This window comes from Kitasatospora sp. NBC_00240, from assembly GCF_026342405.1.
GTDB lineage: Bacteria > Actinomycetota > Actinomycetes > Streptomycetales > Streptomycetaceae > Kitasatospora.
In genome coordinates, this window is sequence record NZ_JAPEMU010000001.1 from 3,098,560 (window position 1) to 3,125,554 (window position 26,995).

A 26,995-nucleotide genomic window follows, 5' to 3' on the forward strand; every position below is an offset into this window, starting at 1 on the left:
GCGTTCTCCCAGGTCAGAAGCGTTTGAAAGGCCCGTCCCGGTCAGCCGGGGCGGGCCTTTCGCATACCCGCCGAAGGATGCTCGAACGGTTTTCCGACTCACTCGAATTGATGACACCCAGTGTCTTTACGAGTGGCACAGGGTGCCACTACCTTGTTACTCACCAGTCGCGGCGCCGCGGCTCCCCACCTCGGCGCGCCGTCGTCAGGCACTCCCACACCCCGGGAGTCAGGCCTCACCAAACCCACCCACCCTCAGCGAAGCCGGTGTCCGCTCCCGGCTCCCCCAGACGCCCTGTGCCCCTCACACAGGTACGCCTTCGGAGGCAGCCATGAAGGAAATCCTCGACGCGATCCTCAGCTCCGACAGCACCGCGGCGGACTTCGCCGCGATCAAGCTGCCGGAGTCCTACCGGGCGGTCACGCTCCACAAGGACGAGGAGCAGATGTTCGCCGGCCTCGACAGCCGCGACAAGGACCCTCGCACGTCCCTGCACCTGGACGACGTCGCCCTGCCCGAGCTCGGCCCGGGCGAGGCCCTGGTGGCCGTCATGGCCAGCGCCGTGAACTACAACACCGTGTGGAGCTCGATCTACGAGCCGGTCTCCACCTTCGGCTTCCTGGAGCGCTACGGCCGGCTGTCGCCGCTCACCAAGCGCCACGACCTGCCGTACCACGTGCTCGGCTCGGACCTCGCGGGCGTGGTGCTGCGCACCGGCGCCGGCGTCAACGCCTGGAAGCCGGGCGACGAGGTCGTCGCCCACTGCCTCTCGGTCGAGCTGGAGTCCTCGGACGGCCACAACGACACGATGATGGACCCGGAGCAGCGCATCTGGGGCTTCGAGACCAACTTCGGCGGCCTGGCCCAGATCGCGCTGGTGAAGACCAACCAGCTGATGCCCAAGCCCGCGCACCTCACCTGGGAGGAGGCCGCGTCCCCGGGCCTGGTCAACTCCACCGCCTACCGCCAGCTGGTCAGCCGGAACGGCGCGGGCATGAAGCAGGGCGACAACGTGCTGATCTGGGGCGCCAGCGGCGGCCTCGGCTCGTACGCCACCCAGTACGCGCTGGCCGGCGGCGCCACCCCGATCTGTGTGGTCTCCAACGACCAGAAGGCCGAGATCTGCCGGTCGATGGGCGCCGAGGCGATCATCGACCGCAGCGCCGAGGGCTACCGGTTCTGGAAGGACGAGAACACCCAGGACCCGCGCGAGTGGAAGCGCCTGGGCGGCCGGATCCGCGAGCTCACCGGCGGCGAGGACGTGGACATCGTCTTCGAGCACCCGGGCCGCGAGACCTTCGGCGCCTCGGTGTACGTCACCCGCAAGGGCGGCACCATCGTCACCTGCGCCTCCACCTCCGGCTTCATGCACCAGTACGACAACCGCTACCTGTGGATGTCCCTGAAGAAGATCGTCGGCTCGCACTTCGCCAACTACCGCGAGGCCTGGGAGGCCAACCGCCTGGTGGCGAAGGGCAAGATCCACCCGACCCTGTCCAAGGTCTACACCCTCGACGAGACCGGCCAGGCCGCGCTCGACGTCCACCAGAACAAGCACCAGGGCAAGGTCGGTGTGCTCTGCCTGGCCCCGTCCGAGGGCCTGGGCGTGCGGGACCACGAGCTGCGCGAGAAGCACCTGCCGGCGATCAACCGCTTCAGGGACATCTGATGGCAGAGCCGAGCGAGCGGATCGTGCGTGACCGGCCCTGGCTGATGCGCACCTACGCGGGACACTCCACCGCGAGCGACTCCAACGCGCTGTACCGCAAGAACCTCGCCAAGGGGCAGACCGGCCTCTCGGTGGCCTTCGACCTGCCGACCCAGACGGGCTACGACTCCGACCACGTCCTCGCCCGCGGCGAGGTCGGCCGGGTCGGCGTCCCGGTGGGCCACGTCGGGGACATGCGGACCCTGTTCGACGGCATCCCGCTCGAACAGACCAACACCTCGATGACGATCAACGCCACCGCGATGTGGCTGCTGGCGCTCTACCAGGTGGTCGCCGAGGAGCAGGGCGCCGACATCGCCAAGCTCACCGGCACCACCCAGAACGACATCGTCAAGGAGTACCTCTCGCGCGGGACGCACGTCTTCCCGCCCGGCCCGTCCGTCCGACTAATCACCGACATGATCGCCTACACGGTCGGCAACATCCCCAAGTGGAACCCGATCAACATCTGCAGCTACCACCTGCAGGAGGCCGGGGCCACCCCGGTCCAGGAGATCGCCTACGCGATGTGCACCGCGATCTCCGTGCTGGACGCCGTCCGCGACTCCGGCCAGGTGCCGGCCGAGCGGATGGGCGAGGTGGTCGCCCGGATCTCCTTCTTCGTGAACGCCGGCGTGCGCTTCGTCGAGGAGATGTGCAAGATGCGCGCCTTCGCCCAGCTCTGGGAGAAGGTCACCCTGGAGCGCTACGGCATCCAGGACGCCAAGCAGCGCCGGTTCCGGTACGGCGTGCAGGTCAACTCGCTCGGCCTGACCGAGGCCCAGCCGGAGAACAACGTCCAGCGGATCGTCCTGGAGATGCTGGCCGTCACCCTCTCCAAGGACGCCCGCGCCCGCGCCGTCCAGCTGCCGGCCTGGAACGAGGCCCTCGGCCTGCCCCGCCCGTGGGACCAGCAGTGGTCGCTGCGGATCCAGCAGGTGCTGGCCTACGAGTCCGACCTGCTGGAGTACGGCGACATCTTCAACGGCTCCGAGGTCATCGAGACCAAGACGGCCGCGCTGCTGGCCGGCGCCGAGGCGGAGATCGCCAAGGTGCTGGAGATGGGCGGGGTCATCCCGGCCGTCGAGTCCGGCTACCTGAAGTCCAACCTGGTCTCCTCGCACGCCGAGCGGCGGGCCAGGATCGAGTCCGGCGAGGACAAGATCGTCGGGGTCAACTGCTTCGACACCACCGAGGAGAGCCCGCTCACGGCCGACCTCGACACCGCGATCATGGTGGTCGACCCGGCCTCCGAGCAGTCGGTGCTGGGCGCGCTCAAGAAGTGGCGGGAGAACCGCGACGAGAGCGCCGTCCAGAGCGCCCTGGAGCAGCTGCGGGCGACCGCGGTCACCTCGGACAACCTGATGCCCGCCACGCTGGCCTGCGCCCGCGCGGGGGTCACCACCGGCGAGTGGTCCTTCGCCCTGCGGGACGTCTTCGGTGAGTACCGCGCGCCCACCGGCGTCGGAGGCGCCCCGGTCGCGGTCGCGGCCGAGCCCGGCGGCGAGCTGGCCGCCGTCCGCGAGGCGGTGGCCGCCACGGCCGCCGAGCTGGGCGCCGGCAAGCTGCGCCTGCTGGTCGGCAAGCCCGGCCTGGACGGGCACTCCAACGGCGCCGAGCAGATCGCCGTCCGGGCCCGCGACGCCGGCTTCGAGGTGGTCTACCAGGGCATCCGGCTGACGCCCGAGCAGATCGTCTCCGCCGCCGTCGCGGAGGACGTGCACTGCGTGGGTCTGTCGATCCTTTCCGGGGCGCACCCGGAGCTGGTGCCCGACGTCCTGAACCGCCTGCGGCGGGCCGGGGTGGAGGATGTCCCCGTGATCGTGGGTGGCATCATCCCGGCAGCGGACGGCGAGGCCCTCAAGGCCGCCGGCGTCGCTGCCGTGTTCACCCCGAAGGACTTCGGCATCACCACCATCATCGGCCGGATCGTGGACGAGATCCGGCTGGCCAACAGGCTCCAGCCCTGGACGCCGACCACCGCCGCGTCCACCAGCTGACCCCGGAAGGAACTGACCCACCCTCATGAGCACCCCTCACCCGTCGCCCGCCGCCAGCTACGACAGGCTCCGCCCCCGCCGCTCCTGCCTCGCCGTACCGGGCAGCAACCCGCGCTTCCTGGAGAAGGCCCAGGGCCTGCCCGCCGACCAGGTCTTCCTCGACCTGGAGGACGCCTGCGCCCCGCTGGTCAAGGAGAGCGCCCGGCACAACATCGTCGACGCCCTGAACAACGGCGACTGGGGCAAGAAGACCAAGGTCGTCCGGGTCAACGACTGGACCACCCACTGGACCTACCGCGACGTGATCACCGTCGTCGAGGGCGCCGGCCCGAACCTGGACTGCATCATGCTGCCCAAGGTCCAGGACGCCACCCAGGTCAAGGCCCTCGACCTGCTGCTCACCCAGATCGAGAAGACCATGGGCTTCGAGGTCGGCAAGATCGGCATCGAGGCGCAGATCGAGAACGCCAAGGGCCTGGTCAACGTCGACGAGATCGCCGCCGCCTCGCCCCGGCTGGAGACCATCATCTTCGGCCCGGCCGACTTCATGGCCTCGATCAACATGAAGACCCTGGTGGTCGGCCAGCAGCCCCCCGGCTACCCGGCGGACGCCTACCACTACATCCTGATGCGCATCCTGATGGCCGCCCGCACCCACGACCTGCAGGCCATCGACGGCCCCTACCTGCAGATCCGCAACGCCGAGGGCTACCGCGAGGTGGCCGGCCGCGCCGCCGCACTCGGCTTCGACGGCAAGTGGGTCCTGCACCCCGACCAGGTCGCCGCCGCGAACGAGATCTTCTCGCCCTCGCAGGAGGACTACGACCACGCCGAACTGATCCTGGACGCCTACGACTGGTGCACCTCCGAGGCCGGCGGCGCCAAGGGCTCCGCGATGCTCGGCGACGAGATGATCGACGAGGCCAGCCGCAAGATGGCCCTGGTCATCGCGGGCAAGGGCCGCGCCGCCGGCTTCGAGCGCACCTCGAAGTTCGAGCCCCCGCAGTCCTGAGCCCCGCCCGCACCCCTGCCTCTAAGGACACCCCATGCAGTTCGGACGCACCTACGAAGAGTTCGAGGTCGGCGCGCTCTACAAGCACTGGCCGGGAAAGACCGTCACCGAGTACGACGACCACCTCTTCTGCCTGCTCACCATGAACCACCACCCGCTCCACCTGGACACCAACTACGCCGAGAAGACCACCGACTTCGGCCGCAACGTCGTCGTCGGCAACTACATCTACTCACTGCTGCTCGGCATGTCCGTCCCCGACGTCTCCGGCAAGGCGATCGCCAACCTGGAGATCGAGTCGCTGCGCCACGTCGCGCCGACCTTCCACGGCGACACGATCTACGGCGAGACCGTCGTCCTCGACAAGTGGCCGTCCAAGTCCAAGGACGACCGCGGCATCGTCCATGTCGAGACCAAGGGCTACAAGCAGGACGGCACGGTCGTCTGCATCTTCCGCCGCAAGGTGATGGTGCCGACCGAGACCTACATCAAGGCCCGCGGCGGCGAACAGCCCGGCCGTCCCGAGCCCCTGTCCTAGCAACGACCCCGGCCCCGGCCCCACCCGGGGCCGGCCCCCAGGACCCCGGAACGAGGGGCCGCCGTCATCGGCCGCTCTCCGGTCACGGGGGGCTCCACGGAAGTCACGCCCGTGGAGCCCCCTGTACCCCCTCCCTGCACCGCCGCCGTACCCCCGCAGCACGCACGCCCCGTACCCCCACCCTCTTTTTTTCCTTTGCATGACAGGAGCCGCACGATGGGACGCCTCGCACAGACCGACGGCCTCACCGAGATCCAGCGGGACATCCTCGCCACCGTGCGGGACTTTGTCGACAAGGAGATCATCCCGGTCGCCACCGAGCTGGAGCACAAGGACGAGTACCCGACCGCCATCGTCGAGGGGATGAAGCAGCTGGGCCTCTTCGGCCTGACCATCCCCGAGGAGTACGGCGGCCTCGGCGAGTCGCTGCTCACCTACGCCCTGGTGGTGGAGGAGATCGCCCGCGGCTGGATGTCCGTCTCCGGCATCGTCAACACGCACTTCATCGTGGCGCACATGATCAACGCGCACGGCACCCAGGAGCAGAAGGACTACTTCCTGCCGAAGATGGCGGCCGGCGAGATCCGCGGCGCCTTCTCGATGTCGGAGCCGGGCCTCGGCTCCGACGTCGCGGCGATCTCCACCAAGGGCGTCAAGGACGGGGACTTCTACGTCCTCAACGGCCAGAAGATGTGGCTGACCAACGGCGGCACCTCCACCCTGGTCGCGGTCCTCTGCAAGACCGACGAGGGCGGCAGCACGCCGTACCGCAACATGACCACCTTCCTGATCGAGAAGACGCCCGGCTTCGGCCCGAACCCGACCGTCCCCGGCCTCACCGTGCCCGGGAAGATCGAGAAGATGGGCTACAAGGGCGTCGACACCACCGAGCTGGTGCTGCAGGACGTCCGGATCCCGGCCGACCGGATCCTCGGCGGCGTCCCCGGCAAGGGCTTCTACCAGATGATGGACGGCGTCGAGGTCGGCCGGGTCAACGTGGCCGCCCGTGGCTGCGGTGTCGCCCGCCGTGCCTTCGAGCTGGGCATCTCCTACGCCCAGCAGCGCTCGACCTTCGGCAAGAAGATCTCCGAGCACCAGGCCATCCAGTTCAAGCTGGCCGAGATGGCCACCAAGGTCGAGGCCGCGCACCAGATGATGGTGATGGCCGCCCGCAAGAAGGACAGCGGCGAGCGCAACGACCTGGAGGCAGGCATGGCCAAGTACCTCGCCTCCGAGTACTGCAAGGAGGTCGTGGAGGACTCCTTCCGCATCCACGGCGGCTACGGCTTCTCCAAGGAGTACGAGATCGAGCGCCTCTACCGGGAGGCTCCGATGCTGCTCATCGGTGAAGGAACCGCGGAGATCCAGAAGATGATCGTGGGACGTCGCCTGCTGGAGGAGTACCGACTCGCCGACTGACCGGAGCAATTCCGGTTGACGGCCGGTGGACGGGCGTGCGGGCCCGACCCGGCACCGCCGTACCCCCGTACCCCGGCCTGGTCCGCCGCGGGTCGGTACGGCGCCAGGGGGGCGGCCGCAGGGCGCATGTCAGTAGGTATGCGCCCTGCGGCCGCTTCTGCACGCCCCCGCGCACACACCCATTGGGCTGAGACATGGGTCACCCGAATCTGCGGACCCCTTGGGAACCGAACCGGGTCGAGCTACGGTCGTACACATAGCAGGGGCACCCCCGCGCAGCCCAGGACAGATGAACGAGCAGGCGGGTTGCCCACCCACCGTGTGCTCCCGATAGCATCCACCGGGACAGCACAGCCGTCCCTTTATCACTCGATCCCCGCGGTGGCCCCCGTCCAGCGGCCATGATCCCCCGCGACTAAGGTCTTCGATGCCCATCAGCCCGTCCCCTCACACCTCCGTCACGGACCGCGATGCCCTCGCCGCTCCGACGGCCGGTCGGCGACCCCGCGTGACCATCGCGCGCGGAGCCACCCCCTGGTTCGTCCCCACCCTGGCCACGGCCGCTCTCACCACCGCCCTCACCAGGCGGAGCGGGAAGTGGGCCCTGGCGGCGGTACCGGCCTGTGCGCTCAGCGCGGGCATGCTGTGGTTCTTCCGCGACCCCGAGCGTGAGATCAGCACCGGCCGAGTGATCTCGCCCGCCGACGGCGTGGTGCAGAGCATCGACGCCTGGCCGGACGGCCGCACCCGGGTGGCGATCTTCATGAGCCCGCTGAACGTCCACGTGAACCGGGCTCCCCTGCCCGGCACGGTGACCTCGGTCGAGCACGTCGCCGGCGGGTTCGTGCCGGCGTTCAACAAGGACAGCGACCAGAACGAACGTGTCGTGTGGCACTTCGACACCGAGCTCGGCGACATCGAGATGGTGCAGATCGCGGGGGCCGTGGCCCGCCGGATCGTGCCGTACGTGAACGCGGGCACCAAGGTCGAGCAGGGCGAGCGGATCGGTCTGATCCGCTTCGGCTCCCGCGTCGACACCTACCTGCCGGCCGGCGTCGAGGTCGGCGTCGAGGTCGGCCAGAAGACCACTGCCGGGGTGACACGCCTTGACCGTGACTGATCCTGAGACGATCGCGGGTCTGGACGACGAGGAGACGGAGCTGCGTCGCCGCCGCTGGGCGCGCGACCGCGAGCTGCGCGCTCCGCGTTCGCCCCAGCACCTGTCCACCGCTGACTTCCTGACCCTGGGGAACGCCGTCTGCGGCTTCCTGGCGATCTACTCGATCACCACCGGGGTCCTGGTCCCGCACATCACCAACCCGGACGCCGCGCCGGACCGGCACAGCGCCGCCACCGCCGTGGTGCTGCTGCTCATCGGCTCGATGTGCGACCTGTTCGACGGCCTGGTGGCACGCAAGCTGCGTTCCTCCGCGCTCGGCGCCGAACTGGACAACCTGGCCGACCTGATCAGCTTCGGCATCGCGCCGGCCTACTTCGTCGCGGTCTGGGGCATGGTCTCGCCGGGCTCCGACAGCCGGCTGTCGGCCCTGATCGCCCTCACGGTGCTGCTCTCGGTGGTGCTGCGGCTCGCCCGCTTCTCCGCCGTGAAGATGCGCCCAGGGGTCTTCCAGGGCATGCCCTGCCCGATGGGTGCGATGACGGTGATCGCCATCGTGCTGCTGGACCCGCCGTTCCTGCCGGGCCTGCTGGCCATCGCCGGTACCGCGTACCTGATGATGAGCCGGATCGAGTACCCGAAGCCGCAGGGCCTGCTGGCCACCGCGACGCTCTGCTGGATCGTCGTCAGCATCGGCTGCCTGGCCGCCTGGGCCACCGGCCTGCCGGGTGGCGACACCCTGCTGCACATCGGCGCCTTCGCCCAGATCGCGCTGGCCGCGATGGCCCCGCTGCTGGTCATCCGCCGCAAGGTCGGCCAGAAGGTCGGCGACGTCCGCGCCCGCCGCGCGGAGTCCCGCCTCGGCTGCGACGGCGAGCTGTAGCGGTACCGCACCACCACGAAGGGCCCGGATCCACCAGGATCCGGGCCCTTCGTGCTGTGTCCGGGGCCGGGCGGGCGGCGTCCGGCCCACCGGGCCGGGCCGCCCACGGGGCTACGCGCCGCCGTTGTGGACCGAGAAGGCCGAGCGGCGGGCCGCCCGGGCCACCGCCGGGTCGGGGTGCACGCCGGAGACGGCGGTCAGCACGGAGGCCGCGCGCGGGTGCCCGGACTGCCGGGCGCGGGCGAAGAGCCGGACCGGGTCGCCGGCCGAGGCGCCCTCGACGTGCCCGACCAGCAGTCCGGTCTCGCCGTGGTCCAGGACGGCGGCGGCGGTGTCGACCCAGAGCCAGGCGGCGTCCTCCGCGCCCAGCACGTCGGCCGGTGAGACGCCCTCCTCGTCCGACTGCTCGGCGAGCCACAGCAGCGCGTAGGGGCGCAGCACGGGCTGGTCGACGGCGGCCCTGACCGCCTGCTCGGCGGTGCCGCCGGCCACCCGCAGCGCCTCGAAGGCGAGGCCGCGCACCAGCGCGTCGTCGCCCTGGGCCGCGTCGAGCAGCTCGGCGACGGCGCGGTCCACCGGCCGGGCCGCGACCCAGGCGCGGTACTCGGCGCGGGCCGGGCCCGGGGAGTAGTCGGCGCAGGCGTTCAGGAGTTCCAGCGCGCTCTGCTCGATGTGCCCGGCGGCGGTCTGTGCGACCGTGCAGATCTCCTCCAGCTTGGCGCGCACCGCCCAGTGGCCGAGTGGGGAGAGTTCGGCGGCCTCGTCCAGGCGGATCACCGCGCCGACGGCCGCCAGGCCGTCCAGCATCCAGTCCAGCACCGCGGCGACGTCGGAGGGCGCCGGCGGGGTGTCGACCTGGGGCTCGCGGCAGGTGCCGCGGACGGCCGACACGGCGGAGGCCGCGTGCGGGACGGGCGACAGCGAGAGCAGGCCGGTGCCGGCGCCCATCCGGCGCTCGTCCAGACCGCGGCGCAGCAGCTCCATCAGCTCGCCGTCGGAGACCGGGCCGTCCACCAGGTGGAGGAAGGACAGCAGCTGCGGGGCCTGGTCGACGGCCTGCCCGGCGAGCACCGCGAAGACACCGCGCAGGGCGGCCGGCGGTACGGGGGCGAGCAGTGTCCAGGCGTCGAAGAGCGCGGACCAGCCGCGGACGACGGCCTCGTCGTCGTGCTCCCAGGCGTGCAGGCGCCAGCCGGGGGCGGCGCCGCCGTCGCGGGGCTCGATCAGCCCGACCAGCAGGGCCTGGCCCCAGGCCTTGGCGGCGGCGCCGACGGTCATGGCGAGCGCGCGGCCGGCGGCGCGGGCGTCCTCGGGGAGGAGTTCGCCGCGCTTGTCGACCTGCTCCAGCTCGCCGGCCCAGCGGGCGATCCGGACGGCGTCGACGAGCATCCGCCGGGCCAGCGGGGCCAGCTCGGCGGGGGCGGGGAAGCCTTCGGGTACAGGTGTGCGCCCGCGACCGGGAGCCGGTGCGGGGCCACGGCGGCGAGGTGCGCCGGGAGTGCCCGGGCGCGCACCGTCGGGACGGTGGGCCGTACCGGGCAGACGGGTCACCGTCGCGCCGGTACCGATCGTCGGCGGGAGCGGGGCATCACGGTCGCGCGGGTTCCGAGACGTCACGCCGTGCAGTCTTCCCCGTGCACGGGCGTTCTGTCACATCGAGTTCGGCGAGTCTGCGGGGAGGCGGGGCGGGGAGGGCCGCAAGATCGGGCAACAGACCCCAAACCGGGCTTGCGCACCGCAAAAATGACGTGGTCACGCCACTAAATAGGTGGTGTACCACCCCGGCGGGCGCCACCCCGGCCCACTGCCGCCGGGGGCCCGCGGACCCGCAGCCCGGTCACCCCGGGACGGACCGGGTGCGTACGGCGCCCGAAGCCGGCGCGGCCGAGCGCGCGGGTACACGGCGCCGGAGGGCGCGGCGATGCCGGAGGGCCGGGCCGCGGGAGGTCACGCCGGGGCGTTTCACGGCAGGGGCGTGCCCCGGGACGCCGGCGCCGGGGCAGCACCGGCACCGGCACCCTCGCGCCGGCGGCAGGGGTCAGAGCAGCGGCGTGAGGAAGCGCCGGAGGCTCTCCTCGTACCCGTCCGGGTCGGCGTTCCACAGCGCGGCGTGCTCGGCGCCGGGCACCGGCCGCAGGGTGACCAGGTTCTCGCGGCGCTCGGCCAGGTGGGCGGCGGCCGACCACGGGGCGACGGTGTCGTCCGGGCTCTGCAGCAGCAGGGCCGGCACCCGCAGGTCGGTGCCCTCGGCGAGCCGGGCGAAGCCCGCCAGGTCGACCCCGGAGCGCCCCTGGGCCGCCAGGGGCCCCGAGCCCGGCCAGCGGGGCGCTGACGCCCGCCCCGGCGGCCTCCCGGCGCACCGTCCGGGACCAGTCGAGCACCGGCGAGTCCAGGATCAGGCCGCACACCGCGTCGGCCCAGGCGGAGCGGGCCGCCGTCTGCAGCGCCATCGTGGCGCCCAGCGACCAGCCGTACAGCACGACCTTGCCCGCTCCGCTGTCCAGCGCCAGCCGGACGGCCGCCTCGACGTCGCGCCACTCGGTGTCCCCGAAGTGGCCGAGCCCGTCGGGGGAGGCGGGCGCGCCGTCGTCGCCCCGGTAGGTGACGGCCAGCACCGGCAGCCGCAGGCGGTTCAGCAGCGCAATGACCGGGAGCGTCTGCTGGCGGTCCGCGCCCGGGCCGTGCACCAGCAGGACCCAGGTGCCGCGCATCCCGTCCAGGTACCAGGCGGGCAGCGGCCCCGACTCGCCGACCGCGGCGGTGTCCAGGAAGGGCAGTCCGAGCGCGGTGGTCGGGTTCCCGAGGAGGACCCGGGGCGTCAGCCGCACCACGGTGCCGGTCTCCAGGGTGCCGGTGTCGGCGCGCTCCAGCCGGCGGGTGACGCCCTGCTGGTCGCTCTGTAGGATCTCGCCGACCACCCCGTGGCCGTCCACTCCCCACTCGATCGCGTAGTGGCCCGGACGGGCGGTCTCCACCGTCCTGGTGAGGGTCACCCGGCCGGCGGCCAGGCCGAGCACCCGGACGACCCGGGCGCCCGACGCCCGATCCGCGCGAGGGTGCACCGCCCGCTCCGACACCTTGCGCCCCAGTGCCAGGACGGCCACACCCGTACCGGCCGCGGCGGCCGCCACGACTGCTGCGGTTCCCCAACGCATATCTCGCTCCCCGCTCTGCTGCTCCCTGCCGGGCGGCCGGCCGCGGCCCGGTTGCATCCGCACACCAGTCCACGCGTCGCGGGGCCGGGCGGCCACCGGTGCGGGGCCGTCCGGGGCACGGGGGCGGGCGATCCGGCCGGGGCGGGCGAGCACGCGCGGGGAGTGGGGGACGAACAGAGGGGAAGGTCAGACCGGGATCTCGGTGGACCGCCGCGACAGCAGCTCCCAGAACCGCTCGCCGACCGGCCGGGCCTGCTGCGGGGGCTCGGGCTGCGCCGGGGCGGACGATCCCCAGCCGCCGGATCCCCAGTGCGCCGTCACCTGGTACTCGTTCTGCAGGTCCGTCAGCACCGCCGCGAGCACGTCCCCGGGCACCGGCACGATCCGCCCCACCGCCTTCACCTGGGCCTGCCAGCGCCCGTCGACGCAGCGGCGCAACCGCTGGTCCAGCTCCTCCTGGCGGCCGAGGACGGCCACCACGTCCCGCAGCGTCATCCCGAGCACCTGGGCCAGCGCGAACGTCTGGTCCTCGTCGCCCGTCCACCGGCCGGCGTCCTCGGCGAGGTCGTAGGCGCGCGGCGAGAGGCCGACCCGGCGGGCGGCCTCGTCCCGGCCGAGCTCCCGGGCCACCCGGAAGTCGCGCAGGCAGGCCGGCCGGGCGCCCATCAACTGGGCGGGCGGGCACCACAGGGCGCGGGCGAGGGCGATGAACTCCTCCTCGGAGGGCCGGATCTCGCCGGTCTCCCAGCCGATCACATGGGCCGGCAGCAGTCGGACCCCGTGCGCGGCCATCCCCTCCGCCACTTGATGAGGGGTCAGGCCCAGCCCGGCGCGGTGCGCCCTGGCCGCCAAGGGCGAGAAGGGGACCGGCGTCACGGAGGGCTTTCTGGATCGCATGAGCAACGACCGTACGGGCCGGGCCCGGACGGCCCCAGACGCCGAACGCACGAAGCGCAGGTCAGGCCCCCGGTGGGCGACTGGCGGATCGTACAGATCCGTGCCGCCGGACGGCCGCGCTACTCGGAGGTAATGACGGTTTCCTCCAAGGCCTTCCGCTACGCGGGTAGCGCGACCCTGGCCTGCGCCGCACGCGAACCGGCAGGCCCGCGCCGGACGGGCGCCGCGCACGGCGCACGCCGGCCGCGCGTGTGACCAAACCCTCGGTGGCCTTGGTTGACTCCCGGTTCGGCCGCGTGATGGGATCCATCAGCCAAACGGAGGCATGCAGAGGAAGCCGGTGCGAATCCGGCGCGGTCCCGCCACTGTCACCGGGGAGCACGCTCGAACCATGGTCACGGCGGTCCGTCAGAAGCCCGCGGGAAGGCCCGAGGGTGTGTCCGACCCGGAAGCCAGGAGACTCTCGCCCCCGGTACGTCGAGCCAGGGCGCGGACCCTGAGTGAGGACACGCACGCCATGCAGGCTGCCCGGGCCGTCCACCGGCCACCGTCGAACCGAGCCCGCCGCCGTACCGCCGCGCCCCTGCCGTGCGCGGGCTGACCCGCGGCACAGCCTTCGCCCTGGGCGCCGTCGCCGGGTACCTGGCCGACGCCCGCTTCGCCGACCCCCGGCGCGGTCACCCGGTGGCCGCCTTCGGCACCGCCGCCGGCCGCCTGGAGCGGGCGCTCTGGCGCGACCGGCGCGCGGCCGGCGCGGCGTACACCGCCCTGTGCGTGGGCACCGTCGCGGCCGCCGCCACCCTGGCCGACCGCACCCTCGGCCGCCCCGCGGCCGGCCGGGCGGCGCTGGCCGCCGCGGCGACCTGGACGGTGCTCGGCGGCACCTCGCTCACCCGCGAGGCCAGGACCATCGGGCGCTCGCTCTCGGCGGGTGACCTCAAGGCCGCGCGGGAGCGGCTGCCGCACCTGTGCGGGCGCGACCCGAGCGCGCTGGACGAGCAGCAGATCGCCCGGGCGGTGGTGGAGTCCGTCGCCGAGAACACCGCCGACGCGGTGGTGAACGCCCTGGTCTGGGGCGCGCTGGCCGGCACCCCCGGCCTGCTCGCCTTCCGGGCCGTCAACACCCTGGACGCGATGGTCGGGCACCGCTCGCCGCGCCACCTCCGCTTCGGCTGGGCCTCGGCCCGGCTGGACGACGTGGCCGGCTGGCCCGGCGCGCGGCTCACCGCGCTGCTGACCGTCCTGGCCGCGCCCAGGCCCGCCACCGCCTGGCGGGTCTGGCACCGCGACGGCGCGGCCCACCCCAGCCCCAACGCCGGCCGGGCCGAGGCCGCCTTCGCCGGCGCGCTCGGCGTGCGCCTCGGCGGCACCCTGGCCTACGGCGAGAGGGTCGAGCACCGGCCGGTGCTGGGCGGCGAACTGCCCCCGGTCGAGGTCGCGGACATCGAACGGGCCTGCCGGCTCTCCCGCCGGGTCGGGCTGCTCGCGCTCGGCGTCACGGCCGCCGGGCACGCCCTCCTGCACCACGCGGGCCGGGGTCTCACACGTCAACGAAAGGGTGGCCGCAATTGAGCGGGGCACTGCTGGTCGCCGGAACGACCTCGGACGCCGGCAAGAGCGTGGTCACGGCCGGGATCTGCCGCTGGCTGGCCCGACAGGGCGTCAAGGTCGCGCCGTTCAAGGCGCAGAACATGTCGCTCAACTCCTTCGTCACCGCCGACGGCGCCGAGATCGGCCGTGCCCAGGCGATGCAGGCGCAGGCCGCCCGGGTCGAGCCGGAGGCGGCGATGAACCCGGTGCTGCTCAAGCCCGGCGCCGACGGCCGTAGCCAGGTGGTGCTGCTCGGGCGGGCGATCGCCGAGGTCGGCGCGCTGGACTACCGCGAGCGCAAGCCCGTCCTGCTGGAGCGCTCCCTGGAGTGCCTGGCCGATCTGCGGCGCCGCTTCGACGTGGTGGTGTGCGAGGGCGCCGGCTCGCCGGCCGAGATCAACCTGCGGGACCGCGACATCGCCAACATGGGCCTGGCCACCGCCGCCGCCCTGCCCGTGGTGGTGGTCGGCGACATCGACCGGGGCGGGGTCTTCGCCGCGATGTACGGGACGCTGGCCCTGCTCTCGGCGGAGGACCAGCGGCACGTGGCCGGGTGGTTCGTGAACAAGTTCCGCGGCGACGCCCGGCTGCTGGAGCCCGGCCTGGAGATGCTGCACCGGCTGACCGGCCGTCCGGTGCTCGGCACCCTGCCGATGCTGAAGGGCCTGTGGCTGGACGCCGAGGACTCGCTCGACCTCTCCACCGTGGTCGACCGCGAGGACGACCGCGGCCCGCTCGGCGCGGACGTGCTGCGGGTGGCCGTGGTGCGGTTCCCCCGGCTGTCGAACTTCACCGACGTGGACGCGCTGGCCCAGGAGCCCGGGGTGCTGGTCCGCTGGGCCACCCGCCCCGAGGAGCTGGCCGACGCCGACCTGGTGATCCTGCCCGGCACCCGGGCCACCGTCGCCGACCTGGCCTGGCTGCGTGAGCGCGGCCTGGAGCCGGCCCTGCGCGCCCGCGCCGCCGCCGGGCTGCCGGTGCTCGGCGTCTGCGGCGGCTACCAGATGCTGACCCGCGAGATCGTCGACCGGGTCGAGTCGAAGGCCGGCGAGGTCGAAGGGCTGGGACTGCTGCCGGCGCACGTCCGGTTCGGCGCCGAGAAGGTGCTGGCCCGGCCGGTGGGCGAGGCGTTCGGTCAGCGGGTCGAGGGCTACGAGATCCACCACGGCGTGGTCACGGTCGAGGGCGGGGAGCTGTTCATCTCCGATGACCGGGGGCAGGGCCTGGACGGCTGCCGGGCCGGATCGGTGTGGGGGACGACCTGGCACGGCGTGCTGGAGAACGACGGGTTCCGCCGGGAGTTGCTGCGCGAGGTGGCGACGCTGGCCGGGCGGGCGTTCGTCCCGGCGCCGGACACCTGCTTCGCCGAGGCCCGCGAGGCCCGGCTGGACCGCCTCGGCGACCTGATCGAGGAGCACGCGGACACCGACGCGCTGTGGCGGCTGATCGAGGGCGGCGTCCCGGCGGACGGCCTGCCGTTCGTGCCGCCGGGTGCGCCGTGAAGACGTTGCCGGGCGCCGGGTGCGCCGTGAAGACGTTGCTGGGTACGGATGCCGCAGGACCGGCCAAGGAGAGGGACACCCGATGACTGACGTCCGATACCCGTTCACCGCGATCGTCGGCATGGCCGACCTGCGGCTCGGACTGCTGCTCAACGCGGTCTCGCCCGCGGTCGGCGGGGTGCTGGTCCGCGGCGAGAAGGGCACCGCGAAGTCCACCATGGTCCGCGCGCTGGCCGGCCTGCTGCCCTCGATCGACACCGTCGAGGGCTGCCGCTTCGCCTGCGACCCGGCCGCCCCCGACCCGCAGTGCCCGGACGGCGCCCACGACGGCCTGGCCGGCACCGCCCGGGCCGCCCAGCTGGTCGAACTGCCGGTCGGCGTCACCGAGGACCGGATCGTCGGCTCGCTCGACCTGGAGCGGGCGCTGTCCGAGGGCGTCAAGGCCTACGAGCCGGGCCTGCTGGCCAAGGCCCACCGCGGCGTGCTCTACATCGACGAGGTCAACCTGCTCCAGGACCACGTCGTCGACCTGCTGCTGGACGCCGCCGCGATGGGCCGCTCCTACGTCGAGCGCGAGGGCGTCTCGGTGCGGCACGCCGCCCGCTTCCTGCTGGTCGGCACGATGAACCCGGAGGAGGGCGAGCTGCGGCCGCAGCTGCTCGACCGCTTCGGCCTCACCGTCGAGATCGCCGCCACCCGGGAGCCGCGCGAGCGCGCCGAGGTGGTCCGCCGCCGGCTCGCCCACGACGCCGACCCGGCCGCCTTCGCCGCCCGGTTCGCGGCCGAGGAGCGGACCCTCGCCGAGCGGATCACCACCGCCCGCGAACTGCTGCCGGAGGTCGAGCTGACCGACACGGCGCTGCGCCAGATCACCGCCGTCTGCGCGGCCTTCGAGGTGGACGGGCTGCGCGCGGACATCGTGATGGCCCGCACCGCGGTCGCGCTGGCCGCCTGGTCGGGCCGCACCGAGGTGCTGGAGGAGGACGTCCGCAAGGCCGCCCAGCTCGCCCTGCCGCACCGCCGCCGGCGCAACCCCTTCGACGCGCCCGGTCTGGACGAGGAGAAGCTGGACCGGACGCTGGAGGAGCACGCCGAGCAGGACGAGCAGCCCGAGGAGGCCCGCAGCGAGGGCCGCGGGCCGGACGACGAGCAGCCCGACCCGGACGGTGACGGCCCCGACGGCGGCGGCCCGCAGGACGAGGGCCCCGACGGCCCGGACGGCGGCGGCCCCGGCGGCGGCGCGCCCGACCCCGCCGGACCGGCCGCACCGAACGAGTTCGCCGCCACCGACACCGCGCCCGCGCCGGACGCCCCCGAGACGGACGTGCCCGCGCAGCACCCCCGCCCGGCCCGGGAGAGCGCGCCGGTCGCCGCCGGGGAGCCGTACCGGACCAAGCTGTTCAAGGTGCCCGGCACCGGCAAGGGCGCCCAGGGGCGCCGCTCCCCCGCCGAGACCGACGGCGGCCACACCATCCGCGCCCGCCGCCCGGCCGGCCCGCTGACCCGGCTGCACCTGGCCGCCACCCTCCAGGCCGCCGCCCCGCACCAGCACGTCCGCGGCCGTACCGGCCGGGCGCTGGAACTGCGCCGGGACGACTTCCGCGAGCAGGTCCGGCAGGGCCGGGAGTCCAACCTGGTGCTGTTCGTGGTCGACGCCTCCGGCTCGATGGCCGCCCGGCAGCGGATGACCGCCGTCAAGGGCGCCGTGCTCTCCCTGCTGATGGACGCCTACCAGCGGCGCGACAAGGTCGGCCTGATCACCTTCCGCGGCGCCGGCGCCGAGCTGGCCCTGCCGCCGACCTCCTCGGTGGAGGTCGGCGCCGCCCGGCTGGAGTCGCTGCCGACCGGCGGCCGCACCCCGCTGGCCGCCGGTCTGCTGCGCGCCCACGAGACCCTGCGGGTCGAGCGGATGCGCGACCCGCACCGCCGGCCGCTGCTGGTCGTGGTCACCGACGGCCGGGCCACCGGCGGGCGGGACGCGCTCACCGACGCGGGCCGGGCCGCCGGACTGCTCGCCGCCCAGGGCCTGGCGAGCGTGGTGCTGGACTGCGAGTCCGGCCCCGTCCGACTCGGCCTGGCCCGCAAGCTCGCCGGACAGCTCGGCGCCTCCGCCGTCACCCTGGACGAGTTGCGGGCCGAGGGCGTCACCGCGCTCGTGCACGCCCACCGACCCGCCACCAGCACCACCACCGCCAACCGAAAGGCAGCCTGACCCATGCCACAGGGAAAGCCGGAGAGCGTCCCCGACGACGGCCTGACGACCCGCCAGCGCCGCACCCTGCCGATCACCGCCGTGCACACCGGCCCCGGCAAGGGCAAGTCGACCGCCGCCTTCGGGATGGCCCTGCGGGCCTGGAACCAGGGCTGGCCGGTCGGGGTGTTCCAGTTCGTGAAGTCCGCCAAGTGGAAGGTCGGGGAGGAGAACGCGCTGCGCGTGCTCGGCGCCTCCGGCGAGGGCGGCACCGTCGCCTGGCACAAGATGGGCGAGGGCTGGTCCTGGGTCCAGCGCAACGCCGACATGGTCGAGTCCAGCGAGGACGCCGCCAAGGAGGGCTGGGAGCAGGTCAAGCGCGACCTGGCCGCCGAGACCTACCGCTTCTACGTGCTCGACGAGTTCACCTACCCCATGCACTGGGGCTGGGTCGACGTGGAGGAGGTCGTCGCGGTGCTCAAGGACCGCCCCGGCAACCAGCACGTGGTCATCACCGGCCGCTACGCCAAGGAGCCGCTGACCGACCTCGCCGACCTCGTCACCGAGATGACCAAGGTCAAGCACCCCATGGACGCCGGCCGCAAGGGCCAGCGCGGTATCGAGTGGTAGAGCCGACGCAGCCGTGAGCACCGTGAACATCCCCCGCATCGTCGTCGCCGCGCCGGCCTCCGGCACCGGCAAGACCACCGTCGCCACCGGGCTGATGGCGGCCCTGTCCGCCCGGGGCCTGGCGGTCTCCCCGCACAAGGTCGGACCGGACTACATCGACCCGGGCTACCACTCGCTGGCCGCCGGGCGTCCGGGCCGCAACCTGGACGCCTACATGTGCGGCCCGCAGCGGATCGCCCCGCTGTTCCTGCACGGCGCGGCCGGCGCCGACGTCGCGGTGGTCGAGGGCGTGATGGGGCTGTTCGACGGCGCGTCCGGGCAGGGCGAACTCGCCTCCACCGCGCATGTGGCCAAGCTGCTGAAGGCCCCCGTGGTGCTGGTGGTGGACGCCTCCTCGCAGTCCCGGTCGGTGGCCGCCCTGGTGCACGGCTTCGCCTCCTGGGACCCGGAGGTCCGGCTCGCCGGGGTGATCCTCAACCGGGTCGCCTCCGACCGGCACGAGCTGCTGCTGCGGGAGGCGCTGGAGGAGGGCTCCGGCGTCCCCGTGCTCGGTTCGGTGCGCCGCTCGGCCGCCGTCGCCACCCCGTCCCGGCACCTCGGGCTGATCCCGGCGGTGGAGCGCTCGGCCGAAGCCCTGCGCGCGGTACGGGACATGGGCGAACTGATCGCCGCCTCGGTCGACCTGGACGCCGTACTGGCCCTGGCTGCCACCGCTCCCCCGCTGCCGGACGCCGTCTGGGACCCGGCCGCCGAGGTCACCCCCGTCGAGGGCCGGCGCCCCCGGATCGCACTCGCCGCCGGGGCCGCGTTCTCCTTCTCCTACGCCGAGAACGCCGAACTGCTGACCGCCGCCGGAGCCGAGGTACTGCCCTTCGACCCGCTGCACGCACGGGAGTTGCCCACGGACACCGCCGGTCTGGTGATCGGCGGCGGGTTCCCCGAGATGTACGTCGCCGAACTGAGCGCCAACACCGCCCTGCGCGAGGCCATCCGGGCGCTCGCCGCCACCGGCGCGCCGGTCGCCGCCGAATGCGCCGGACTGCTTTACCTGGGGCAGGAGTTGGACGGCCTGCCGATGTGCGGGGTGCTCGACACCGGTGCGCGGATGACCGAGCGGCTCACCCTCGGCTACCGCGAGGCGGTCGCCCTGCACGACTCCCCGCTCGCGCCCGCCGGCACCCGGGTGCGCGGCCACGAGTTCCACCGCACGGTCTGCGAACCGGGCGCCGGCAAGGAGCCCGCCTGGGGCTGGCGCACCCCCGCCGGACCCCGGACCGAGGGTTTCGCGGGCGGCAACGTGCACGCCTCCTACCTGCACCTGCACTGGGCCGGCGCGCCGCAGCTGGCCGAGCACCTCGTCGCCGCGGCCTTCCGCTGACGCCACGTCAAGCCGGGCCCCTGGGTGGCCTCGTCGGGCAATGTCCGGCCGCCGGGGGCCACGGCTGGGCTGCGGCCATGATGTTCCGGGCGCTGCTGCGCTTCCTCGCCGTCTCGCCGTTCCTCGCCGCGGTCACCTCCACCTTCGGCTACGCGGGAGCCTGCTGGTCGTCCGGTTCGGGAACGAGCCGAAGCTCGCCGACGACCTGCAGCGGCACCCGGAGGCCTGGGTGGGCGGCCTGCTTGCCCTGCCCGCGGCGCTGCTGATCGCCCACTGGTACCGGCCACATCCCGCTGCCGACCGCCGGCTGGGACCGCCGCGCCACCCACGACAGCTGCCTGGACCTGCGGCTGCGGCAGCTGCCGCCCGGCAACTTCCGCCGGTACGCGGGCCCTTGTCCGCCCGAGGTGTGGGCCGAGGTCAGCAGCCGGACGCTGGGCCACGCCGCAGTCCCGCACCGGGCGGACGCGGGGACGGCGGCCGCACCCCCGCAGGCCGGCCCGGGGCGCGGCTGACGGGGGGGGTACGGCCGCCGCAGCGGCGCAGGGGGTACGGCTGACGCGGGGGCTCAGGGGCTCAGGGGCTCAGGGGCTCAGGGGCTCAGGGCCGGGCGTACGTCCGAGTGATGATCTCCATGTTGTGGCCGTCCGGATCGGCGAAGTAGGCACCCCGACCGCCGAAGAGGTGGTTGACCTGGCCGGGCCCGGTGTGGTTCGGGTTGGCGTAGTAGGTGACCCGGAGCGCCTCCAACCGCGCGATCATGGCGTCGAAGCCGTCCTCCGGCACCAGGAAGGCGTAGTGCTGCGACTGGATCGGCTGGTCGCGCTGCTGGTAGTAGTCGAGCGTCACGCCGTTGCCCAGGTCGACGGGCAGGAACGGCCCGAACGGGGCACCCACCGCCAGCCCCAGGACCTCCGCGAGGAACTCGGCCGACACCTGCCGGTCGGTCGCGTGGACGACGGTGTGGTCGAGCCGGACGGCCGCGGCGGGCGGCGTGTGCGGGTGCTGCGGGTACTGGTCCTGCTGGTCCTGCTGGTCCTGCGACATGGGCGGGCTCTCTCCGGTCCGGGTTCCGTTGCTGGCCAGGCGCCACGCGGGCGCCTGCGAGGAAGACACGAAGAGGACAGGGCGGGGCTCGGGCCCGCCCCTGGCTCATGCCGGGGCCGGGCGCCCCACTCGTGCATGGCCCATGGCCGACCCGGCAGTCACGGGGACGACCCTAACTCCCGCCCCGGGCCGGGGCAACGCCGATCCGCTCGCCCCGGCCGGCTCAGAAGGCCACCCGCACCGAGTCGTCCACCCGGCCGACCGCCTCCTGCTGGAACGCCGCGTCGTAGCGCCGCCGGATCTCCTCGATCTTCACGTCCGAGGACCGCGCCGCCCCCCGCGGGTACAACAGGACGACGTGGTAGGAACGTTCACGCTCGATCACCCCGAACCGGTCCCGGTACTGCCCCCGGCCCTCCTCGACCGTCAGCCCCTCCGGGAAGCGCGAGGTCACCTCCGCGTCCAGGAACGCCTCGAACTCCTGCGCGGTGACGGCCGCCCCGCCGTCCGGCCGCTCGGTGCCGAAGAACAGCTCGGTCCGGGTGTAGGCGTCCCGCGGCCCGACCGGTACGTCCGCCGCCCCGGCCACGGGGGCGACGGCGGCGCCGGTGGCGAGCAGGGCGGCCCCGGCGAGGAGGCCCGTCCAGATCTTGGTCTGCATACCCGCCCCAACTCCCCCGGCGCCCGGCACGACACGGGCCGGCCGCCGTCCGGGTGACGGACCGGCGAGCCCGGGTCACGCCCGGCGGACGCCTACGGGTGGCATCCTTCAGATCATGGAACAGGGCGAGGTACTGAAGCGCGTCATCGGCATTCTCACCCAGGCGGGAGAGTGGCTGCACGAGCCGGACGGCGTCCCGGAGGATGCTACGGAGGAGGGTCCGGGCGTCGTGATGCAGCTGCTCAACGACGTGATGCCGCAGGTGATCATCCCCGCCGACGCCACCGCCGAGGAGATCAGCACGATCCTGAGCGAGGAGCTGGGCGGTCGGATCATGCAGCTCACCACCGCCTTCGCCATCGCCTTCTGGGAGCTGGCCGAGGTGCACGACAGTGGACGCACCGACGTCACCGCCCTCGACGTCCTGCAGGAGCTGGCACTCCGCTCGGAGACCGACTCGTAGCCGGACCCTCCGATGTCCTCGCTCTCGGCCCACCCTCCCCCCTGCGCGAACAACCCGCGCGCCTGCTGGCATGATCAGCGGCTATGCCCACCAGCCACACCTCGGCTCCCCCCGAGCCCTCCGTCTGTCCTGCCTGTTCCGCCGGCCTCACCACCGATGTGCGGTACCCGGCCTGGTGCCCGGGCTGCGAGTGGAACCTGTCGCCGGTGGTGGTGCCCGCCACCGACCTGTCCGAGTCGCAGCGGCAGGCGGCGGCGCGTGAGTGGGAGGCCCAGGCCGACCGGCTGGCGCTCGCGCGGCAACGGGCGGAGCAGGTGTACGGCGCGGTGGCCGCGGGTGCCGGGCCGCGGGAGGACCGGACCTGGATCGCGGCGATGGTCATGGCCGCGATCGTGCACCTGGTGACGGCGGGTCTGCTGGTCGGCTCGGTGGCGCTGCAGTTCGTCGACAGCTGGCCGCTGCGGGTGGCCGGTTGGCTCGGGCTCGCCTTCGCCTTCTTCCTGCGCCCCCGGTTCGCCGGCATCCCGGACAGCGGCAGCGTGCTCCGCCGGACGGACGCGCCCGCGCTGTACGCGCTGGCCGACCGGGTGGCGGCCGCCGTGGGCTCCCGGCCGGTCGACATGATCCGGGTGACGGACGAGTTCAACGCCTCCTTCAACCGGGTCGGCCTGCGCCGGCGCAGCGTGCTCACGCTCGGGCTGCCGCTCTGGGAGCCGCTCGGCGACGGGCAACGCCTCGCCCTGCTCGCGCACGAGCTCGGCCACGACGTCAACGGTGACCACCGCAGCGGGTGGTGGCTCGGGTCGGCGATCACCACCCTGACCCAGTGGTGGTACGTCACCGAGCCGGCGGGCCGGGAGGAACATGGCGGCGTGCTGGCGAGTCTGGTCGAGGTGGTCGCCAACCTGGCGATGGCGGGCGTCAACTGGCTCATCGGGCTGCTGCTCGGCGTGCTGGAGCGGCTCAGCAGCCGGTCCGGCCAGGGCGCCGAGTACCGCGCCGACGCGATCGCCGCCCGGATCGCCTCCACGTCCGAGACCGAGCGGCTGCTGCGGACGTTGCTGCTCTCCGGCAGCGCCGCGACGGTGCGGGCGCGGCTGCGAAGCCTCTCCGGGGTGCGGCGGTCCAGCCACTCGGCCGGGGTCGCCGGGTTCTGGGCGTCGTTCACCGCCGAGCTGGCCGCCGTGCCGGCGCACGAGACGGAGCGGCTGCTCAGGCTGTCCGTCCGGGAGTTGAGCAGCGTCGACAGCACGCATCCGCCGACCTACCTGCGGATCAGGATGCTCGGCCACCGGCCCGTCCCGGCGCCGGCGCTGGTCGTCGCCCCGGAGGAGGCCGCGGCGATCGAGGCGGAGCTGGCGCCGCTGCGCCTGCGGATCGCCCGCGAGTTGCTCGCCTGAACCCGGGTTCCCGCCCCGGCCCGGCGGATAGTCTTCCGGCGGGAGAGGGGGCCCGCATGAGCGAAGTCGGCTGGTACGGCGCGGAGGTGACCTGCGGCGGCGACCGCGCGGCGGGGCCCGGCCGGCCTCGGGGGTGCGGGCGCCCGCCCGGGTGGGCGGCCGCCGGGTGACCGGGGAGCCGGAGCCGATCGCCCGGGCGCTGCTCGCCGCCGGGGTGCTGTTCTTCGACCCGGACGGCCTGGTCCTGCTGGTGAAGCCGAAGTACAAGGACGGCTGGGAGGTGCCGGGCGGCCATCTGCTGCCCGGGGAGTCGCCGTCGGCGGCCGCGGTGCGCGAGGTGGCGGAGGAGCTTGGGGTGACGACCCGGCTCGGGCCGCTGCTGGTGGTGGACTGGGCCCCGATGGGCCCCGAGGACCGGGTGCTCTTCCTCTTCGACGGGGGTGTGCCCGACCGGGAGTGGCGCGAGCGGCTGGCACCGGACGGCGTGGAGATCGGCGAGGCCGCGTTCCATCCGCCCTCCCGGCTGGAGGAGTTGCTGCCGGCCCGGCTGGCCCGGCGGGTCCGGGCCGCGATCGCGGCCCGGACGGCGGGGCGTACGGACCACCTGGAGCCCGGCGTCAGGAGCTGAGCCCCTGACGCCGGGCGGCGAGGTGCTCGGCGGCTCCGGGGCGCTCAGTCGAAGTCCCGCCGGCGCAGGCCGGCCAGGCCGGCTGCGGCGAGGGCGGCGGCGAACACCGTGAGCAGGAGCAGGGGCCGGACCGCGAGGGCGTCGCCCGGCAGGTGCGGGAGGTGGGTGAACGGCGAGAGGTCGAGCACCCACGGGGCGGCCTGGACGACCGGGCCGATCCAGCCGATCAGAACGAAGAGGGTGAGGACGCCCCAGCCCGCCGCGCTCCACCGGGGCAGCAGTCCGTGGAGGAGCAGGGTGACGGCCGCCGTCAGCCAGACGGCGGGGAGTTGGACGAGGGCGGCGACGAGGAGCCTCCCGGTCGTGCCGGCGAGGTCGCCGGTGACGGTGCCCGCGGTGAGCCCGGCCGTCAGTCCGGCGAGCGCGAGCACGGCGGCGCTGCCGAGCAGCGGGAAGAGCAGGTGACCGCCGGCCCAGGCGAGCCGGGAGACGGCGGTGGCGAGGACGGGCTCGGCGCGGCCGCCGGTCTCCTCGGCGCGCAGCCGGAGCACGGCCTGGACCGCGTAGCCGGCGGCGACCATGCCGAGCAGGCCCATGATGCTGCCCAGGTAGGCGTCCAGGATGCCGCGTGAGCCGCCCGTCCGGCGCAGCATGTCCGCCACGGAAGCGTTGTCCCCGGCCAGGGACGCGACGCCCTCGGCGACAGCGCCGAACACGGCGCCGGCCGCCGCCAGGCCGGCGCACCAGCCGTACAGGGTGCCGCTGTGCAGCCGTCGGGCGAGGGCGAAGTGCGTGCTCAGCGAGGGTGCGGCGACGGCCGGGCCGGGGCGCTGGGGGATCAGGCCGGCGCCGAGGTCGCGGCGGGCGACCAGTGCGTACGCGAGGCCCGCGAGTGCCAGGGCGGCGCCGAGCAGGACGGCGAGGATCCACCAGCGGTCCGCGGCGAACGGGCGCACCTGCCCGGCCCAGCCGATCGGGGAGAGCAGACCCGGCCGGCCGGGGCCGGCGGTGTCGGTGGCGTCGCCGGCCGCGCGCAGGACGAAGGCCAGGCCCAGGACGGCGCTCGCGGAGCCGGTGGCGGCGCGGGCGGTCTCGGCGAGCTGTGCGGTGACGGCGGCGACCGCTCCGAAGACCAGGCCGCAGCAGCCGGTGGCCAGGCCGAGGGCGAGGGAGCCGGCGAGCGGCTGCCCCAGGACGGCCAGCGCGGCCGTGATCAGGGCGGCGAGGAGCAGGTCGGCGAGGGCCACGGTGGCCAGGGCGGCGGTGAGCGGCGCGGGGCGGCCGACCGCGCCGGCGCCGATCAGTTCGAGGCGGCCGTCCTCCTCCTCGGCGCGGGTGTGGCGGACCACCAGCAGGATGCTCATCAGCCCGGCGAGCGTGGCGCCGAGGACGCCCATCCGCCAGGCGGTGAGCCCGCCGATGGTGCCGGCGTCGTGGAGCGGGCCGTAGAGGGCGCGCAGCGAGCCGTTCCCGGCGATGCCGGCGCCGAAGCTGCGGCGGGCCTGCTCGGTGGGGTAGAGCTTGTCGAAGGAGTAGGCGGTGGAGGCGACGGAGGCGGTGAGCAGGTAGACCCAGGCGGGGATCATCACGCGGTCACGGCGCAGCGCGAGGCGGAGCAGGGTGCCGGTACCGGCCAGGGCGTTCGCCGTCCGCTCCCCGGCCGTCCGTTTCCCGGTCGTCCGCTCCCCGGCCGGGCGGGCTTTGGCGGGGCGGCGTCCGGCGGGGGCGGTCGGGGCGGGGGCGGTCCGCTCGGGGGCGCTCTGTTCGGAGGCGCTCTGTTCGGGGAGGGGCTTCACCGGGTCACCGCCCCAGGGTCGCCGAGGTGTCGGGGGTCGTCCGGTTGCCCGGGGCCGTCGGGCCGCCCGGGCGGGCTCTGGTAGTGGCGGAGGAAGAGTTCCTCCAGGGTGGGCGGCCGGCTGGTGAGGGCGCGGACGCCGATACGGGTGAACTCGGCCAGCAGCGGACCGAGGTGTCCGGTCTCCACCTGGCAGCGGACCCGCGGGCCGTGGACGTCCAGGTCGTGGACGCCGGGCAGCCGGGACAGGTCACCGGGCTCGGCGGCGAGTTCGGCCTCGACGGCGGTGCGGGTGAGGTGGCGCAGCCCGGCCAGGGTGCCGGTCTCGACGGTACGGCCGGCCCGGATGATGCTCACCCGGTCACAGAGTGCCTCGACCTCGGACAGGATGTGGCTGGAGAGCAGCACCGTGCACCCGCGCCGTTTCGCCTCGCCGACGCAGTCGCGGAACACCTCCTCCATCAGCGGGTCGAGGCCCGAGGTGGGCTCGTCCAGGATCAGCAGTTCGACGTCGGAGGCGAACGCGGCGACCAGGGCGACCTTCTGGCGGTTGCCCTTGGAGTAGCTGCGGCCCTTCTTGGTCGGGTCGAGTTCGAAGCGGTCGAGGAGTTCGGCGCGCCGGGCGGTGTCGAGCCCGCCGCGCAGGGCGCCGAGCAGGTCGATGGCCTCGCCGCCGGAGAGGTTGCGCCAGAGGGTGACGTCGCCCGGCACGTAGGCGAGGCGGCGGTGCAGGGCGACGGCGTCCCGCCAGGGGTCGCCGCCGAGCAGCTCGGCCCGGCCGGCGTCGGTGCGCAGCAGGCCGAGCAGGGCGCGGATCGTGGTGGACTTCCCGGCGCCGTTGGGGCCGAGGAAGCCGTGCACCTCGCCGGTGGTGACGTCGAGGTCCAGTCCGTCGAGCGCGCGGGTCCGGCCGAAGGTCTTCACCAGACCGGACACCTGGAGTGCGGTTGCCATGCTTCCGAAGCTACGCTTGTTTCACAA

General features: G+C 73.9%; 22 protein-coding genes and 1 riboswitch. Of the genes, 15 read left to right on the plus strand and 7 right to left on the minus strand.

From position 1 onward, the window contains the following. The first annotated feature begins 331 nt into the window (after positions 1–331). The 7 genes from ccrA to OG689_RS13110 all read left to right on the plus strand — a co-directional run bounded on the left by ccrA (position 332) and on the right by OG689_RS13110 (position 8,677). The gene (ccrA, locus tag OG689_RS13080; protein ID WP_266320300.1) at positions 332–1,669 is read left to right on the plus strand and encodes a crotonyl-CoA carboxylase/reductase; all 1,338 of its coding nucleotides are present in this window, start codon (positions 332–334) and stop codon (positions 1,667–1,669) included. After that, positions 1,669–3,708, plus strand: a complete 2,040-nt coding sequence (locus OG689_RS13085; RefSeq protein ID WP_266320302.1) for a protein meaA — start codon at positions 1,669–1,671, stop codon at positions 3,706–3,708. The genes ccrA and OG689_RS13085 overlap by 1 nt, the downstream gene beginning before the upstream one ends. Positions 3,709–3,733: 25 nt before the next feature. Next, positions 3,734–4,720 (plus strand): CoA ester lyase, encoded by a 987-nt coding sequence (locus OG689_RS13090; protein ID WP_266320304.1) that lies wholly within the window; start codon positions 3,734–3,736, stop codon positions 4,718–4,720. Between the two features lie 34 nt (positions 4,721–4,754). Beyond that, positions 4,755–5,258, plus strand: a complete 504-nt coding sequence (locus OG689_RS13095) for a MaoC family dehydratase (RefSeq protein WP_266320306.1) — start codon at positions 4,755–4,757, stop codon at positions 5,256–5,258. 216 nt (positions 5,259–5,474) lie between these two features. After that, positions 5,475–6,677, plus strand: a complete 1,203-nt coding sequence (locus OG689_RS13100) for an acyl-CoA dehydrogenase family protein (RefSeq protein WP_266320307.1) — start codon at positions 5,475–5,477, stop codon at positions 6,675–6,677. 427 nt (positions 6,678–7,104) lie between these two features. Further along, positions 7,105–7,797: a phosphatidylserine decarboxylase gene (locus OG689_RS13105; RefSeq protein ID WP_229912675.1), complete on the plus strand. Its 693-nt coding sequence runs from the start codon at positions 7,105–7,107 to the stop codon at positions 7,795–7,797. Positions 7,798–7,837: 40 nt separating this feature from the next. Next, positions 7,838–8,677: a phosphatidylcholine/phosphatidylserine synthase gene (locus OG689_RS13110; RefSeq protein ID WP_229912694.1), complete on the plus strand. Its 840-nt coding sequence runs from the start codon at positions 7,838–7,840 to the stop codon at positions 8,675–8,677. A 111-nt stretch (positions 8,678–8,788) separates the two neighbouring features. Here the strand turns inward: OG689_RS13110 and OG689_RS13115 are convergent, their stop codons facing one another. The 3 genes from OG689_RS13115 to OG689_RS13125 form a co-directional block, all read right to left on the minus strand. Beyond that, positions 8,789–10,294, minus strand: a complete 1,506-nt coding sequence (locus OG689_RS13115; RefSeq protein ID WP_266320310.1) for a hypothetical protein — start codon at positions 10,292–10,294, stop codon at positions 8,789–8,791. Positions 10,295–10,437: 143 nt separating this feature from the next. Further along, positions 10,438–11,832, minus strand: a complete 1,395-nt coding sequence (locus OG689_RS13120; RefSeq protein ID WP_323189283.1) for a hypothetical protein — start codon at positions 11,830–11,832, stop codon at positions 10,438–10,440. A gap of 186 nt (positions 11,833–12,018) precedes the next feature. Beyond that, positions 12,019–12,708 carry a helix-turn-helix transcriptional regulator gene (locus OG689_RS13125; RefSeq protein ID WP_266320311.1) on the minus strand — a complete coding sequence of 230 codons (690 nt, stop codon included), beginning with the start codon at positions 12,706–12,708 and terminating at the stop codon, positions 12,019–12,021. Positions 12,709–13,058: 350 nt separating this feature from the next. After that, a riboswitch (cobalamin riboswitch) is annotated at positions 13,059–13,192 on the plus strand. A gap of 125 nt (positions 13,193–13,317) precedes the next feature. On the opposite strand from OG689_RS13125, the gene OG689_RS13130 reads away from it, so the two are divergent. The 5 genes from OG689_RS13130 (at position 13,318) to OG689_RS13150 (ending at position 20,020) form a co-directional block, all read left to right on the plus strand. Then, a complete protein-coding gene (locus tag OG689_RS13130; RefSeq protein WP_266320313.1) occupies positions 13,318–14,301 on the plus strand; it encodes a cobalamin biosynthesis protein in 984 nt (327 codons plus the stop codon). Then, positions 14,298–15,821 (plus strand): cobyric acid synthase, encoded by a 1,524-nt coding sequence (locus tag OG689_RS13135; protein ID WP_266320314.1) that lies wholly within the window; start codon positions 14,298–14,300, stop codon positions 15,819–15,821. The genes OG689_RS13130 and OG689_RS13135 overlap by 4 nt, the downstream gene beginning before the upstream one ends. An 82-nt stretch (positions 15,822–15,903) precedes the next feature. Beyond that, the gene (locus OG689_RS13140) at positions 15,904–18,033 is read left to right on the plus strand and encodes a putative cobaltochelatase (RefSeq protein WP_266320316.1); all 2,130 of its coding nucleotides are present in this window, start codon (positions 15,904–15,906) and stop codon (positions 18,031–18,033) included. A 3-nt stretch (positions 18,034–18,036) separates the two neighbouring features. Then, a complete protein-coding gene (gene cobO / locus OG689_RS13145) occupies positions 18,037–18,642 on the plus strand; it encodes a cob(I)yrinic acid a,c-diamide adenosyltransferase (protein WP_073928813.1) in 606 nt (201 codons plus the stop codon). A 13-nt stretch (positions 18,643–18,655) separates the two neighbouring features. Then, on the plus strand, positions 18,656–20,020 hold the full coding sequence (locus OG689_RS13150; protein ID WP_266320318.1) for a cobyrinate a,c-diamide synthase: 1,365 nt from the start codon (positions 18,656–18,658) through the stop codon (positions 20,018–20,020). Positions 20,021–20,620: 600 nt separating this feature from the next. Here the strand turns inward: OG689_RS13150 and OG689_RS13155 are convergent. After that, the gene (locus OG689_RS13155) at positions 20,621–21,067 is read right to left on the minus strand and encodes a VOC family protein (protein ID WP_266320319.1); all 447 of its coding nucleotides are present in this window, start codon (positions 21,065–21,067) and stop codon (positions 20,621–20,623) included. Positions 21,068–21,290: 223 nt separating this feature from the next. Further along, positions 21,291–21,728: a DUF3574 domain-containing protein gene (locus OG689_RS13160; protein ID WP_266320321.1), complete on the minus strand. Its 438-nt coding sequence runs from the start codon at positions 21,726–21,728 to the stop codon at positions 21,291–21,293. A 115-nt stretch (positions 21,729–21,843) separates the two neighbouring features. Here OG689_RS13160 and OG689_RS13165 point away from each other — a divergent pair, with 115 nt between their 5' ends. The 3 genes from OG689_RS13165 to OG689_RS13175 all read left to right on the plus strand — a co-directional run bounded on the left by OG689_RS13165 (position 21,844) and on the right by OG689_RS13175 (position 24,219). Then, complete coding sequence (locus tag OG689_RS13165) at positions 21,844–22,191, plus strand: hypothetical protein (RefSeq protein WP_266320322.1); 348 nt, start codon at positions 21,844–21,846, stop codon at positions 22,189–22,191. 83 nt (positions 22,192–22,274) lie between these two features. Further along, positions 22,275–23,591, plus strand: a complete 1,317-nt coding sequence (locus tag OG689_RS13170; protein ID WP_266320323.1) for a M48 family metallopeptidase — start codon at positions 22,275–22,277, stop codon at positions 23,589–23,591. Positions 23,592–23,757: 166 nt separating this feature from the next. Then, positions 23,758–24,219 carry an NUDIX hydrolase gene (locus tag OG689_RS13175; protein WP_266320325.1) on the plus strand — a complete coding sequence of 154 codons (462 nt, stop codon included), beginning with the start codon at positions 23,758–23,760 and terminating at the stop codon, positions 24,217–24,219. Positions 24,220–24,263: 44 nt separating this feature from the next. Here the strand turns inward: OG689_RS13175 and OG689_RS13180 are convergent, their stop codons facing one another. Both OG689_RS13180 and OG689_RS13185 read right to left on the minus strand, forming a co-directional pair. Next, positions 24,264–25,805 carry an ABC transporter permease gene (locus tag OG689_RS13180; RefSeq protein WP_266327075.1) on the minus strand — a complete coding sequence of 514 codons (1,542 nt, stop codon included), beginning with the start codon at positions 25,803–25,805 and terminating at the stop codon, positions 24,264–24,266. A gap of 206 nt (positions 25,806–26,011) precedes the next feature. Then, the gene (locus OG689_RS13185; protein ID WP_266320327.1) at positions 26,012–26,968 is read right to left on the minus strand and encodes an ABC transporter ATP-binding protein; all 957 of its coding nucleotides are present in this window, start codon (positions 26,966–26,968) and stop codon (positions 26,012–26,014) included. Positions 26,969–26,995 lie beyond the last annotated feature (27 nt).

Excerpts from the sequence above, each read along its gene's own strand:
- ccrA (WP_266320300.1), top strand. The coding sequence starts at position 332 with ATGAAGGAAATCCTCGACGCGATCCTCAGCTCCGACAGCACCGCGGCG.
- OG689_RS13085 (WP_266320302.1), top strand. The coding sequence starts at position 1,669 with ATGGCAGAGCCGAGCGAGCGGATCGTGCGTGACCGGCCCTGGCTGATG.
- OG689_RS13090 (WP_266320304.1), top strand. The coding sequence starts at position 3,734 with ATGAGCACCCCTCACCCGTCGCCCGCCGCCAGCTACGACAGGCTCCGC.
- OG689_RS13095 (WP_266320306.1), top strand. The coding sequence starts at position 4,755 with ATGCAGTTCGGACGCACCTACGAAGAGTTCGAGGTCGGCGCGCTCTAC.
- OG689_RS13100 (WP_266320307.1), top strand. The coding sequence starts at position 5,475 with ATGGGACGCCTCGCACAGACCGACGGCCTCACCGAGATCCAGCGGGAC.
- OG689_RS13105 (WP_229912675.1), top strand. The coding sequence starts at position 7,105 with ATGCCCATCAGCCCGTCCCCTCACACCTCCGTCACGGACCGCGATGCC.
- OG689_RS13120 (WP_323189283.1), bottom strand. The coding sequence starts at position 11,832 with ATGCGTTGGGGAACCGCAGCAGTCGTGGCGGCCGCCGCGGCCGGTACG.
- OG689_RS13140 (WP_266320316.1), top strand. The coding sequence starts at position 15,904 with ATGACTGACGTCCGATACCCGTTCACCGCGATCGTCGGCATGGCCGAC.
- cobO (WP_073928813.1), top strand. The coding sequence starts at position 18,037 with ATGCCACAGGGAAAGCCGGAGAGCGTCCCCGACGACGGCCTGACGACC.
- OG689_RS13155 (WP_266320319.1), bottom strand. The coding sequence starts at position 21,067 with ATGTCGCAGGACCAGCAGGACCAGCAGGACCAGTACCCGCAGCACCCG.
- OG689_RS13160 (WP_266320321.1), bottom strand. The coding sequence starts at position 21,728 with ATGCAGACCAAGATCTGGACGGGCCTCCTCGCCGGGGCCGCCCTGCTC.
- OG689_RS13165 (WP_266320322.1), top strand. The coding sequence starts at position 21,844 with ATGGAACAGGGCGAGGTACTGAAGCGCGTCATCGGCATTCTCACCCAG.
- OG689_RS13170 (WP_266320323.1), top strand. The coding sequence starts at position 22,275 with ATGCCCACCAGCCACACCTCGGCTCCCCCCGAGCCCTCCGTCTGTCCT.
- OG689_RS13180 (WP_266327075.1), bottom strand. The coding sequence starts at position 25,805 with ATGATCCCCGCCTGGGTCTACCTGCTCACCGCCTCCGTCGCCTCCACC.
- OG689_RS13185 (WP_266320327.1), bottom strand. The coding sequence starts at position 26,968 with ATGGCAACCGCACTCCAGGTGTCCGGTCTGGTGAAGACCTTCGGCCGG.